Below are 12,762 nucleotides of genomic sequence, written 5' to 3'. Positions count from 1 at the left end.
GAAGAGGCGAGGGCGGCCGGGATCCACAAGTACGAGAACCACCTGATTCCAGGGCTGCTTCAGACCCCGGACTATGTACAGGCCGTTCTGCGTTGTGCCGTGCCGTCGCTTGAAGAGGACGAGATCGAGGCTGCCGTCACAGCGCGGCTTGCGAGGCAACAGGTCTTCCACCGTCGCCCGCGGCCTCACGTGACCTTCGTGCTGGAACGGGTTCTCCTCGCCCGCCCACTCGGCGGGCGAACGGTACTCAAGACGAACTTGGAGCACCTTCTCATGGTCGGACAGTTACCCAACGTCGAGATCCAGGTCATGCTCGAGGACCGCGAGACGCACGCTGGGGTCGATGGTCCGTTCGTTCTGCTGGAGACGGCCAAGAGGGAGCGGCAACTTGTCTATGTGGAGGGCCAGGGCGGCCGCTACTTTCTCAGCGAGCAACCAGAGGTGGGAGAAGTCTTCGCTCGATATGGCACTCTGCGGGCGCAGGCACTGAGCCCCGAGGACTCCGCGCGACTCATCGAACAGGTGGCACGAGAGCTATGAGCACCGACCTGAGCTGGTTCAAGAGCAGCTTCAGTGGCGACCAGGGTGGCGCATGCGTCGAAGTGGCTTTCAACTGGGCCAAGTCGTCCTACAGCGGCGCCCAGGGCGGCGACTGCGTCGAGGTCGCCGTCTGCCCGCACACCGTGCACGTGCGGGACTCCAAGGACGTCGCCCGCCCCGGGCTGGCTGTCGGGGCGGGCGCGTGGGACGTGTTCGTCAGGACCCTGGCCCCGTGAGGACGACGAGTTCCCGCGTCGCGCGCGTCATCGCGACGTAGCGGTCGACCGCTCCCTCGACGCCCTCGCCGAACTTCTCCGGGTTCACGAGGACGACCAGGTCGAACTCCAGCCCCTTCGACAGCTCCGGCGTGAGCGACCGGACGCGGGGGCGGCCCCGGAACGTGGGGTCGCCGATGACGCAGGCGACCCCCTCGTCATGGGCGGCGAGCCACGCGTCGAGGATGCCGTCCCGGTCCGCGACGGAACCGTGGACGACGGGGACGCCGCTGCTGCGGACGGAGGTCGGCACGTTGGCGTCGGGGAGCGCGGCCCGGATGACCGGCTCGGCCTCCGCCATGACCTCCTCCGGGGTGCGGTAGTTGACCGTGAGGGAGGCCACCTCGGCCCGGTCGAGGCCGACCCGCGCCAGCCGCTCCTGCCAGGTCTCCGTGAACCCGTGCCGGGCCTGCGCGCGGTCACCGACGATGGTGAAGCTGCGCGACGGGCAGCGCAGGAGCAGCATCTGCCACTCCGCGTCGGTCAGCTCCTGCGCCTCGTCCACCACGACGTGCGCGAACGGCCCCGCGAGGACGTCCGGGTCGGTGGTGGGCAGCGCCGACTCGTCGACGAGGCTGTCGCGCAGGTCCTGGCCGTGCAGCATCGTCACCGCGCCCTCGCCGTCGTGGTCGGCGGCGATGACGTTGTCGATGACGTCGGCCATGCGGGCCCGCTGCGCGGCGACGTCCGCGTCGTGCCGGCGCTTGCGCAGCGACGCCTTCGGGTCGCCCAGCCGCTGCCGGGCCGCGTCCAGCAGCGGCAGGTCGGAGACGGTCCACGCGTGGGCGTCCGCGCGCTGGAGCGCCCGCACCTCGTCCCGGTCCAGCCAGGGCGCGCACATGCGCAGGTAGGCGGGTACGGTCCACAGGTCGCCGACGAGGTCGGTCGCCTCCAGCAGCGGCCACGCGCGGTTGAGCGCGCCGACGAGCTGCCGGTCGTGCCGCAGCGCCCTGCGGAACAGGTCGTCCGGTACCTCGGCGTCGAACTGGTCGCGGAGGATCGTGACCAGCTCGTCGAAGATCCGGTCGCGCGCCTCGTTGTGCGGGGTGCCGGGCTCGGGCGCGTCGAACGCCTCCGCCCAGTCGTCGGCGGTGAGCCGGGCCTCGCCCCACGGGGTGGTGACCGTCATGGCGTCCGTGGGCGGAGCCTCGTAGAACCGGACGGCCTTCTCGATCGCCCGGACCAGGGGCGCGGACGCCTTCAGCCGGGCCACGGCCGGGTCGGTCTCGACCGCCGCCGTGGCGCCCTCGGGGACCAGGTCGCGCAGGGTGCAGGTCTGCACGCCCTCCTCGCCGAGGCTGGGCAGGACGTCCGCGACGTACGCCAGGTACGGCTCGTGCGGGCCGACGAACAGCACCCCGCCGCGGCGGTGGCCGAGGCGCGGGTCGGAGTACAGGAGGTACGCGGAGCGGTGCAGGGCGACGACGGTCTTGCCCGTACCGGGGCCGCCGTCCACGACGAGGGCGCCGCGGGAGCCCGCCCGGATGATGGCGTCCTGGTCGGACTGGATGGTGGCGAGGACGTCCCGCATCCGCTCCGACCGGTTGCCGCCCAGGCTGGCGATGAACGCCGACTGGTCGTCGAGCGCGGCGCCCCGCTCCAGCCCGTCGGCGGTGAACACCTCGTCCCAGTAGTCGCTGATCCGGCCCCGGGTCCAGCGGTAGCGGCGGCGGCTGACCAGACCCATCGGATGGGCGTGGGTCGCCGCGAAGAACGGCTCCGCCGCCGGGGAACGCCAGTCGACCAGCAGCCGGCGGCCCGCCGGGTCGGTGAGGCCGAGCCGCCCGACGTACAGGGGCTCCGCCTCGCCCTCGACCACGACGTGGCCCAGGCACAGGTCGAGGCCGAAGCGGCGCAGGGCGCGCAGGCGCCCGGACAGCCGGTGCACCTCCACGTCCCGCTCCATCGCCTCCCGCCCGATGCCGCCGGGTGCCCTCAGCGTGGCTTCGAGGCGGTCGGACACCTCGGCGATCGACTGTTCCAGGGCGGCCGCGATGGCCGCGAAGTGCTCCTCGTCGGCGGCGATGAGCGCCGGGTCCGCCTTCGCGGAGAGACGTTCCGGCAGAGCGAAGGCGCTCGTGGTGGAAGGGGACACGTCAGCGGCTCCGTTCCCGCGTCGTGGCCGCGGAGACCCGCGGTGCGGACCCCCGCGCCGGTCCTGCGTCCCCGCACACCCCGTGAAACGACAAAAGCAAACGCACTTAGTGAATCTCCCATTTCCCCAGCATCCGGCCTAGGCCAGCGATTCTGCGTCACGGAGGGGGCCTTGCCGCAAGCCCCCCGGTGCGCTATACGTTGAGAGTGCCGGGGAGTGTGGTCTGTCTCCTCCCCCGCCACCTCGCGGTCCCCCCGCCTCCCTCCCCCGCACGACGCCGCGCTCTTCGCCGCCTCCGGGCGCAGGCCCCCATCCCGCCCCGGCGCCCACGCGCCGGAACCGGCCCCCGCAGCCCAGGACCGCGTCCCGCCCCGAGCCCGCGCCCCGCCCGGACCTCTTCCCTCCCGGACCTCTTCCCCGGGCCGCGTACGGCCCGCAGGGCGGGCGGGGGGATCACGGTTTCCGCAGGTCGGGAGGGGTGACTACGGGACAGCGGCCGTGGCGCCGAGACTTCTCCCGACCGGAGTGAAACGTTTCCGGGGGTCCACCGGGTCGATCCGGGTGGAGGGGCGGGCCCGCCCCTCCACGACGACCAGGCAGGAACGGGGAAGGCGTGAAACAGTCCCGCGCGGACGAGTTCATGGAGTTCGCGGCAGGCCGCACGGGCCACCTGTTCCGCTCCGCGTGCCTCCTCACCAGCGGGGACGTCCACCTCGCCGAGGACCTGACCCAGGAGACGCTGCGGCGGCTGTACGTGGCGTGGGGGCGCCGCCTCGGGCGGCGGATCGACAACCCCGCCGCGTACGCCCAGACCGTCCTGGTGCGGGTCTTCCTCACCCACCGCAGCCGCCGCGCCTCGACGGAGGTCGTCCTCGCCGAGGTGCCCGACACCACCACGGCCGGCGGGCCGGACTCCGACACCCGGGTGGCGCTGCTGCACGCCCTCGGGCAGCTGGCCCCGAAGGACCGGGCCGTCGTGGTGCTCCGCTACTGGGAGGACCGCAGCGTCGAGGAGACCGCCCGGGCCATGGGCACCAGCCCCGCCGCCGTGCGCACCCGGTCCACCCGGGCCCTGTCCAGGCTGCGCACCCTGCTGGGCGCCCACGCGGACGACTTCGTCACGGCCTGACCGACGGCCGAGCAACCACCCCGACCTCACGCGAACCGGTGATTCCCCATGTCTTTCGAGGACCAGCTCGGCGAGGCACTGCGCCGTACCGGCGACACCTTCAGCACCGACCGACAGGAGCAGCTCATGACCGCCGCGGCGACGGAAGGACGGCGCAGCCTGCGCCGCAGGAGGGCCGCGCTCGCCGTCGCCGCGAGCGTCGTCGCGCTCGGCGCGCTCGGCGGCGGCGCCTACGCGACCGGGATGCTCCACGAGGACCGGGACGCCTCCGTCGCCGAGGAGACGGCCGAGCTGAGCGGCGACCGCGTCTTCGACATCCTGCGCAGGCTCAACCCCGGGGGCGAGTTCACCCGGCAGCGGGTCCTGCCGCGCGAGCCCGGCGAGTACGTCCACGTGTCGTTCGTCTACGACGACGGGAAGGGCGCCGGACTGGTGCACCTGCGCCTGGGCGTCGCCGACCCGCGCAGGGGCGGGGAGTGGGGCAACGTCCACGAGGCGAGCCACGAGGCGCCGTGGGAGACCCCCGTGACGAAGAACCGGCGGATGCGGCACGTCACCCCCGAGGGCCACTTCGTCGACGTCACCGTGTGGAACACCCCCGACCCCAAGCGCCCCACCGGCACCCGGAACGCGCCGGTGCTCCACAACGACCTGCGCCGGCTGCTCCACGCCGGCGAGTGGCGCAGGGAGATGAGCCGCCTGCCCAAGCCCGACCCGCTGCTCGGCGAGAAGCCCCTGGACCCCCGCTTCGTGAAGCCGCTGGACACCGTGTCGGCGCGGGGCATGACCGACACGCTGCGCGCGCTCCTGCCGAAGGGAGGCACCTTCACGGGGGCGAAGGGGCAGGGCACCGCCGACCACCGCGGCCCGACCGCGTCCCTCGTGTACGACGACGGCAAGGGCGGGACCAGCGTGACGGTCTCGCTGCACCGCGTCGACCCGGAGGGCTACTCGACCCGGCAGTTCACCATGTGCCGGAGCTCCTCGTGCCGGCGCGAGAAGCTGCCCGACGGGTCCCTGGTCCGCAGCCAGGACACAAGGACGCACCGCCCCCGGCACGTGCTGGACCGGACGGTCACCTACGTGTCCGCCACCGGTGACATGGTCGAGGTCGGCACCCGCAGCGTCCCGGGGACGGGCACGGCGCCCCGGACCGTGCCCGCGCTCACCGCGGAGCAGCTGAGGGCCATCGCCACGTCACCCCGCTGGCGCCCGGCGCTCGACGCCCTGGCCCCGGCCCCCGACGAGGAGCGGGACGGCCCCGGCCGCGTCTGGGAGTCGGGCAGGCCCGGCGCCGACTGGCCCCACCTGGTGGAGAAGGGCAGCCAGGTGGTGGACACGGACGGTCTCGGCCCCGGCCTCGTCGAGATGCGCATCGACCGCGAACGGCGCAACACCACCGACGAGGAGGTGCTCGACGTGCGCGAGGAGAAGGTGGACGAGGGCGGCAAGGGCGTCACCCGGTGGATCGTCACCGGCGCCCGGCCGCGCGGCTGGTACGTCACCGTCACCGCCTACAACGCGCCCGCCGCGGACGCCGACGCCACCCGCGCCACCCCGGCGCTCAACCTGCCGGAGATGAAGGCGCTGGCCACCCACCCGGACTGGAACAACGACCGGTTCGTCGACTTCCTCGGGCGGCCCCGCCCCTGAGGCGTCACGCGGACAGGGGGAGCGGGCGGACACGGCCCCGCGTCACTCGTCGGGGCCGTGTCCGCTCCACGGGCCGCCCGGCCCGCGCGCCCCTCGCGGCGGTCAGGCGTCGGTGGGCGGGAGGCGGAGGAAGCCGGCGGCGCGGGGGGTGAAGGTGAGTTCGCAGTCCTCGCCCACGCCCGACCGGACGCCCTCCGCCACGTCGGCGTCCGGCGTGCCGAACACCTCGAAGCGCTCCACCCGGCAGTGCTCCATCACGTCCCGGATGTACGGGTCCGCGAGCCGCCAGTGCGCGCGGACCGCGTCGGAGTCCCGGTACAGCTGGAAGCTGTGCGCCAGCATCCGCTCCTCGTCCACGAAGGTCTGCACCATCAGCTGCGGCCCGTGCTCCCGCGCGAAGGCCACCGCCCGGGCGATCGCGTCGCGGAAGCCCTCCAGGTGGCCGTCGGTGACGCGCATGGTGTTGCGGAAGAGCAGGGTCGTGTCGTCGTGTGTCGTCATGACCCGAGCCTGCTTCCTCAAGTGGACTTGAGGTCAAGGGGCGGAGGGCGGCCCGGTGATCGGCGGCTCGGTCGCGGTGATCCCGCGCAGGCCGAAGAAGTACGTCGCGAGGAAACCGGCCGCGTACCCGGCGAGGAGGCCCGCCCCGTAGACGGCGACCGTCGTCAGGAGGCCGCCCGCCCCGTCCAGCAGCGGGAACAGCGCCCACCCGGACGGGCCGATCGCCGTCGAGCCGACCGTGTCGCCCCACATCCCGAACAGGCCGACCACTCCCCCGCCGAACGCCCCGCCCACGCACGCCGTCACGAACGGGCGGCCCAGCGGCAGCGTCACGCCGTAGATGAGCGGCTCGCCCACGCCGAGCAGGCCCGCGGGGAGCGCGGAGCGGATCGTGCGGCGCAGGGCCGTGTCACGGCGCAGGCGTACGTACACGGCGAGGGACGCGCCGACCTGCCCGGCGCCCGCCATCGCCAGGATCGGCAGGAGCACCGTGTGACCCTGCTGCTCGATGAGCGTGGCGTGCAGCGGGATCAGCGCCTGGTGCAGGCCCAGCATCACCAGCGGCAGGAACAGTCCGCCCAGCAGGAAACCGGCCGCCGCGCCGCCGTGCGCCAGCAGCCGGTCGGCGGCCGTGCCGATGGCCGTCGCCACCTCGCCGGCCGCGTACATCAGCCCGTACACCGTCGCGAGGCCCGCGACGAGGACCGTCAGCGTCGGCGTGACCAGCACGTCGAGGGCCTCCGGGACCCTGCGGCGGCACCACTTCTCGACGCGCGTCGCGAGGAACGCCGCCGCCAGCGCGCCGAGGACGCCGCCCTGGCCGGGCGACAGCTGCTGCCCGAACACCTCGACGCGGGACACCCCCGCGTACACGACGATCGCGGCGACCGCCCCGCCGAGGACGGGCGTCCCGCCGAACTCCTGCGCCGTGTTGTAGCCGACGAACACCGCGATCAGCGCCATGAAGCCGGAGGCGATCACCGTGAGGGCGGGGGTGAGGGCGGGCAGCGCGCCGAGGTTGACGAGGAGGCCGTTCAGTCCGGCGATGATCCCGCAGCCGATGAGGGCGGGGATGAGGGGGACGAAGACGTTCGCGACGCGGCGCAGGAGCCGGCGCACCGGGCGCCGCCCACCGGGACCTGACGGGCCTGACGGGCCTGTTGGGTTTGCCGGGTTCGGGGCGCCGGGGCCTCCCGGGCCCCCGCCGGCCGGGGCGGTCGCGGGGCTTCCGGTGGGCGGGGCGTGCGGGCCGTCCGCCGGGGCGACGAGCGCCGCGAACTCCGGGGTGACCCGCGCGACCGCGCCCGGGCCGAGGACGATCTGGTACGTACCGTCGTCCTCCACGACGCCGAGCACGGCGGGCAGGGCCCGCAGCTCCGCCTCCCGTACGAGGGAGCGGTCGCGCAGGGTGAGGCGCAGACGGGTCATGCAGTGGGCGACGGACGCGACGTTCGGCGCGCCGCCGACCAGGGGGAGCAGGGCCGCCGCCGTGGACCGGTGGTCCGGGGGGCGGGGTTCTTCGGTCATCGTCATGGGGGCCTCGCCGTGCGGGGGGTGTCCGGGGGCCGCCGGGTGCTCGGTCGGGGTCAGGGGACCGCCGAGAGCGCGGCGCGCAGGTGACCGTGGTGCTCCGCGAGGAGGCGGGCGGCGGTCGGGGCGTCCACCCCGCCCAGCAGGACGAGGATCGCGTGCTTCACCTCGCCGCCCGTCGCCTCCAGGGCCGCCGCTATCTCCCCGTCGGACGCGCCGGTGGCCTGCGCGACGATGCGGTGCGAGCGGGCGCGCAGCTTGTCGTTGGTCGCGCGCACGTCGACCATCAGGTTCCCGTACGTCTTGCCGAGCCGGATCATCGTGATCGTCGAGAGCATGTTGAGGACGAGCTTCTGCGCGGTGCCGGACTTCAGCCGCGTCGAACCGGTGATGAACTCCGGCCCCACCACCACCTCGATCGCGTGGTCCGCCGCCGCGGCCAGGGCACTGCCCGTGTTGCAGGCCACGCCGACCGTCAGGGCGCCCGCGTCCCGCGCGTACTCCACGGCGCCCACCGCGTACGGGGTGCGGCCCGACGCCGAGACGCCGACGACCGTGTCGTCCGGGGACAGGTCGAGGGCCTTCAGGTCGTCGTGGGCGAGGGACGCCGCGTCCTCCGCGCCCTCCACCGAGCGGACCAGCGCCTCGGGGCCGCCCGCGATCAGCCCCACGACCTGCGACGGGTCGGCGTTGAAGGTGGGCGGGCACTCGCTGGCGTCCAGCACGCCCAGCCGGCCCGCCGTGCCGGCGCCCGCGTAGACGAGGCGGCCCCCGCGTGCCATGCGGGCGGCGATGGCGTCGACGGCGGCGGCGATCCGCGGCAGCTGCCCGGTCACCGCCTCCGGGACCGCGCGGTCACCGTCGTTCATGGCGCGGGCGATGTCCAGGGTGGAGCGCGTGTCGACGTCCGCCAGGTCGGGGCGGAACTCCTCGGTGGTGAGGGCGCCCAGCTGCGTACGGAGCGAGGCACCGCCCGGGGCGTCGGCCGCGGCGCGGTGCGGGGCGTCGGCAGGACCGTGGCGCGGGGCTTCGGCCGGGGTGCGGTGCGGGGCGTCGGCCTGGGGGCGGCGCGCGTCGGCAGGACCGTGGCGCGGGGCTTCGGCCGGGGTGCGGTGCGGGGGCTGGTGGTGGGTGAGGCGCCGGGCGTGCGGGGCGGGGTCGTTCATGCGCGGCTCTCCGGTGCGTCAGCGGGTGGACGGGCGCGGGCGCGGCGCCCTGCGGTGGGCCAGCGCCTCGTACGACGCGGACAGCGCGGGTGCGGCCGTCGAGTACGTGCGCTGCGTGACCCCGGTGAACAGGCAGTCCACCACCAGCAGCTGGCTCGTGCGGGACGACATGGCCGCCGGGCGCAGCTCCGTCTCGCGGGCGGTGGACGTCGTGAGGACGTGGTCGGCGTACTGGGCGACCGGCCCGTCCGGGCGGCCCGTGATCGCCACGGTCGTCGCGCCCCGCTCGAAGGCGACGCGCAGCGGCTCGATGACGTCCGCGGTGGCGCCGGAGTGCGTGACCGCGACGGCCACGTCGCCCGAGCCGAGCTGCACGGCGCCGGTCACCGCCACGTGCGGGTCGTGGTGGGCGTGGGCGACCAGGCCGATGCGCAGCAGCTTCTGCGCCAGGTCCTGCGCGACCAGCCCGGAGGCGCCGATGCCGTACACGTCCGTGCGGCGGGCGTCCGCGAGGGCCTGGACCGCCGCGGCCAGCTGGACGGTGTCCAGGGCGGCCGCCGTGTCGGCGAGGGTCTGCTGCTCGTCGCGGGCGAGCTTGGCGACGACCGCCTCGATCGGGTCGTCGACCGCGATGTCGGAGGTGACCGCCGGGGAGCGGCCCGAGGTGCGCTGCGCGGCCAGCCCGGCCAGCGCCAGCCGCAGGTCGCGGTAGCCGGGGTAGCCGAGGAGGCGGGCGGTGCGCACGACGGTCGCCTCGCTCGTGCCGGTCAGCTCCGCCAGACCGGTGACCGTGAGGGCCGCGCAGCCGGCCGGGTCGGCGGCGACCGCCTCCGCGACGCGCAGCATCGACCGGGTCATCGACGGGGCCAGGGTGCGCACCTTCGCGGCGAGCGGGTCCGCGGCGGCGCCCACGACCGGGCCTCCGCCCGCGTCCGCGCGCGGGCCGCCCCGGTCGGGCGGGCCCACCCGGGCGGTGAAAGTTTCCTTCACGTCGTCGATCACCTTTGAAACGTATTTTCAGCAATGGTGGCCGTCAACCCCGCGCGTCAGAATGGCTGCATGAACGAACCGGACCGGCTGGAACAGGCCCTGCACGCCGCCCGCGCGCTCGTCCTCGCCGACCTCGCCGCCCGGGACGTCGCCCAGGCCGAGGTCGTGTCCATGGTCGAGGACGCCGTCACGCACCGCCGCTGGTGGGTCGGGCAGTGGCCGGAGGGCGTGGGGTACCTCTCCGGGCTGGTCGCCCAGGACGTGCAGGACGCGCTGCTGGAGCGGTACGGACGCTGGCCGCTGTGCCCCGTCTGCGACTCGGGTGACCCGCACGCCCTCGATGTGGAACCGGAGCTGGGCCCCGACCCGCACTGGGTGTGCGGCCGGGCCGGCGTGGTCGTCGCCCCCGTGGGGGGCCTGACGTGACGCTGTACATCGACCCGCCCACCTGGCCCGGCCACGGCCGCCTGTGGTCGCACCTGATCAGCGACACGTCCTTCGACGAGCTGCACACGGCGGCCGCCGCGATCGGCGCGCCACCGCGCGCCTTCGACGGCGACCACTACGACATCCCCGCGGACCGCTACGCCGAAGCCGTGGCGGCCGGGGCGGTGGAGGTCGGCCCCAAGGAGATCGTGCGGCTCCTCAGGGCCGCCGGGCTGCGCCGCCCGAAGCACCTCCGGACGCCTCCGCCGTGACCCCGGCGGGAGCCGTGCCCCCCGTGGGCGCGGTGACGTCCGCGGGGGCGTGGGTCGCGGTGGTCGCGCCCATGACGACGCGGCTCGGCGTACCGGCCTCCCGGCGGTGCAGTCGCAGTGCGACGCCCACGGCGAGCAGCGCGACGAGCGTCATGGCGCCGCCCGCCCAGGCGGTCGCCGGGTAGCCGAGGCCGGCGTCGATGACGGTGCCGCCCAGCCAGGGGCCGCCGGTGTTGCCGAGGTTGAACGCCGCCGTCGTGGTGGCGCCCGCGAGCGTCGGGGCGGCGCCGGCCACGTTGAACATCCGGGCGTTGAGCGCCGGGGCGGTGTAGAACGCCGAGACGCCGAGGAGGAACGACGCGGCGACCGCCGCGACCGGACTGCCGCCGAACAGGGCGAGTGCCGCGAGCAGCACCGTCGACGCGGCGATGCCGCTCAGCAGCACCCCGAACAGGTGCGCGTCGGCGACCCGGCCGCCGACGGCCGTACCGACGAGCGCGCCCACGCCGAAGAGCCCCAGCACCATCGGCACCCAGCCGGAGTCCAGGCCCGCCACGTCGGTGAGGAGCGGAGCCAGGTACGAGAAGGCGCAGAACACCCCGCCCGCGGCGAGCGCGGTGACGACCACGGCCAGCCACACCTGCCGGTCCCGGTAGATCGCCAGCTCACGGCGGAGGGCCGGCCGCTCGGCGGGCAGCGGGATGCGCGGGATGCGGGTGACGACGCCGACGAGCGCGAGCGCCGAGGCGGCGCCGACCGCCCAGAAGGCCGACCGCCACCCCAGGTGCTCGCCGAGGAAGGCGCCCGCGGGCACGCCCAGGACGTTCGCGATCGACAGGCCGCCGATCATCACCGCCATCGCGCGGGCCCGCGCACCGGGCGCCACCATCGCGATGGCGACCGCCGCGCCGACGGCCCAGAACCCCGCGCAGGCGAGCGCGCTCACGACGCGGGAAGCGAACAGCACCCCGTACGAGGGCGCCAGGGCCCCCGCCACCTGCCCGAGGCCGAACGTCGTGATCAGCGCGATCAGCGTGGTCCGGCGGGGCAGCCGCAGCGTCGCCACGGCGAGGAGCGGCGCGCCGACGACCATGCCGATCGCGAAGGCCGATATGAGCAGCCCCGCCTGCGGGATGGACACGCCCATGTCCCGGGCGATGGGCGGCAGCAGCCCGGAGAGCATGAACTCGCTCGTGCCGAGCGCGAAGACGGACAGGCCGAGGATGTAGACGGCCGTCGGCATGCGCGCGGGGGCGGGGGCCCGGCCGGCGGCCGGGGCCCGGTCCGTGGCCGGGGCGGTCGACTGCGTCGCGGCGGGGGTGGACGGCGTCGGGGCGGGAGGGTGCTCGCGGGGAAGATCGTCGTGGGGCGGCATGACAGGTGCGAACACCATCCGAGCCGCTTACATTCCCAGGAGCTCCAGCTCGGCGGCGAGGTTCCGGCGGGCCGCCGCCTCCCACCGGTCGGCCCCGTACGGGGTGCGGAACAGCCGTGGCAGGTCGAGGAGTTGGCGCAGCACGGCGGCGCGGCCCGCGCGGAACGCGTCGTCGGGCACGAAGCCGTACTCCTCGCGCACGGCGGCGGCGTAGGCGGCGTACGCCTCCGGCCCGCCGGCGAGGACCGCCAGGTCGGCGTCGCACAGCACCTCGCCGTCGCGGTCCCCGGGCGCGGGGTCGTGCGTGACGGTGAGCAGCACCAGCCGGGACACCTCCGCCGTGCGGTGCGCGTCGACGCCCAGCTCGGGCAGGGCCCGCTCGGCGAGGCGGGCGCTGCGCTCCTCGTTGGTGGAGCGGTCGGGGAGGTACACCGCGTCGTGGAACCAGGCGGCGAGCTCCACGGCGGCCGGGTCGTCGGCGTGCCCGGCCAGCTCGTCGACGCGGCGGAGCACGGCGAGGAGGTGGTCGGTGGTGTGGTAGCGCCGCTGCGGCTCCGCCCACCGGCCCAGCAGGTTCCGCAGGTACGGCTCCGGGTCCGGGAGCCCCGCCGGGCCGGGCGGCTGGGGGGCCTGCGGGTCGGGGGCCTGCGGGTCGGGTTGCTGGGCGGCCTGCGGGTCGGGCGGCTGGGGGGCCGCCGACCGCTGCCGCTCGGGGTCGCCCGTGCCCCGCGCCCGCCGGACGGTCGCCAGCCAGCGGGCGCGGAGTTCGTCGTGGGCGGGGTGCGGGGCGGGTGCGGCCATGGGGCCCAT

13 protein-coding genes are annotated in these 12,762 nt (G+C 75.1%); 6 read left to right on the top strand and 7 right to left on the bottom strand.

Annotated features, from left to right (window positions below):
* Together ACF053_RS14920 and ACF053_RS14915 are read left to right on the top strand one after the other, a co-directional pair.
* On the top strand, window positions 1-540 hold a 540-nt coding region (locus tag ACF053_RS14920; RefSeq protein WP_391954253.1), incomplete at its 5' end, for a DUF5753 domain-containing protein.
* Window positions 537-776: a DUF397 domain-containing protein gene (locus ACF053_RS14915; protein WP_391954252.1), complete on the top strand. Its 240-nt coding sequence runs from the start codon at window positions 537-539 to the stop codon at window positions 774-776. The genes ACF053_RS14920 and ACF053_RS14915, both read left to right, overlap by 4 nt.
* Here ACF053_RS14915 and helR read toward each other — a convergent pair.
* Window positions 757-2,910 (bottom strand): RNA polymerase recycling motor ATPase HelR, encoded by a 2,154-nt coding sequence (gene helR, locus ACF053_RS14910; protein WP_391954251.1) that lies wholly within the window; start codon window positions 2,908-2,910, stop codon window positions 757-759. The genes ACF053_RS14915 and helR overlap by 20 nt on opposite strands.
* A gap of 613 nt (window positions 2,911-3,523) precedes the next feature.
* Here helR and ACF053_RS14905 point away from each other — a divergent pair.
* Window positions 3,524-4,039 (top strand): SigE family RNA polymerase sigma factor, encoded by a 516-nt coding sequence (locus ACF053_RS14905; RefSeq protein WP_391954250.1) that lies wholly within the window; start codon window positions 3,524-3,526, stop codon window positions 4,037-4,039.
* A gap of 48 nt (window positions 4,040-4,087) precedes the next feature.
* Window positions 4,088-5,692, top strand: coding sequence for a hypothetical protein (locus ACF053_RS14900; RefSeq protein ID WP_391954249.1), 1,605 nt, complete (start codon window positions 4,088-4,090; stop codon window positions 5,690-5,692).
* Window positions 5,693-5,794: 102 nt separating this feature from the next.
* On the opposite strand, the gene ACF053_RS14895 is transcribed toward ACF053_RS14900, so the two are convergent.
* From ACF053_RS14895 to ACF053_RS14880, 4 genes are read right to left on the bottom strand one after another with little or no spacing between them, the layout of a single operon-like run.
* On the bottom strand, window positions 5,795-6,193 hold the full coding sequence (locus tag ACF053_RS14895) for a hypothetical protein (RefSeq protein ID WP_391954248.1): 399 nt from the start codon (window positions 6,191-6,193) through the stop codon (window positions 5,795-5,797).
* Between the two features lie 33 nt (window positions 6,194-6,226).
* Window positions 6,227-7,726: a PTS transporter subunit EIIC gene (locus ACF053_RS14890; protein WP_391954247.1), complete on the bottom strand. Its 1,500-nt coding sequence runs from the start codon at window positions 7,724-7,726 to the stop codon at window positions 6,227-6,229.
* 53 nt (window positions 7,727-7,779) lie between these two features.
* Window positions 7,780-8,889, bottom strand: a complete 1,110-nt coding sequence (gene murQ / locus ACF053_RS14885; RefSeq protein ID WP_391954246.1) for an N-acetylmuramic acid 6-phosphate etherase — start codon at window positions 8,887-8,889, stop codon at window positions 7,780-7,782.
* 18 nt (window positions 8,890-8,907) lie between these two features.
* The gene (locus ACF053_RS14880; protein ID WP_391954245.1) at window positions 8,908-9,891 is read right to left on the bottom strand and encodes a MurR/RpiR family transcriptional regulator; all 984 of its coding nucleotides are present in this window, start codon (window positions 9,889-9,891) and stop codon (window positions 8,908-8,910) included.
* Window positions 9,892-9,948: 57 nt separating this feature from the next.
* Here ACF053_RS14880 and ACF053_RS14875 point away from each other — a divergent pair, with 57 nt between their 5' ends.
* Window positions 9,949-10,305, top strand: a complete 357-nt coding sequence (locus ACF053_RS14875) for a hypothetical protein (RefSeq protein ID WP_391954244.1) — start codon at window positions 9,949-9,951, stop codon at window positions 10,303-10,305.
* A complete protein-coding gene (locus tag ACF053_RS14870; protein ID WP_391954243.1) occupies window positions 10,302-10,577 on the top strand; it encodes a DUF4031 domain-containing protein in 276 nt (91 codons plus the stop codon). Before ACF053_RS14875 ends, ACF053_RS14870 begins: the two co-directional genes overlap by 4 nt.
* Here ACF053_RS14870 and ACF053_RS14865 read toward each other — a convergent pair.
* On the bottom strand, window positions 10,525-11,820 hold the full coding sequence (locus tag ACF053_RS14865) for a Cmx/CmrA family chloramphenicol efflux MFS transporter (protein WP_391954509.1): 1,296 nt from the start codon (window positions 11,818-11,820) through the stop codon (window positions 10,525-10,527). The two genes, ACF053_RS14870 and ACF053_RS14865, sit on opposite strands and share 53 nt — an antisense overlap.
* A 159-nt stretch (window positions 11,821-11,979) precedes the next feature.
* A complete protein-coding gene (locus tag ACF053_RS14860; RefSeq protein WP_391954242.1) occupies window positions 11,980-12,753 on the bottom strand; it encodes an HD domain-containing protein in 774 nt (257 codons plus the stop codon).
* Window positions 12,754-12,762 lie beyond the last annotated feature (9 nt).

It is taken from the genome of Streptomyces kanasensis (assembly GCF_043077165.1).
GTDB classification, from domain to species: Bacteria; Actinomycetota; Actinomycetes; order Streptomycetales; family Streptomycetaceae; genus Streptomyces; species Streptomyces changanensis.
Note: the sequence above shows the minus strand (reverse complement) of the source record. Positions and strands in the feature narration are given on the sequence as shown.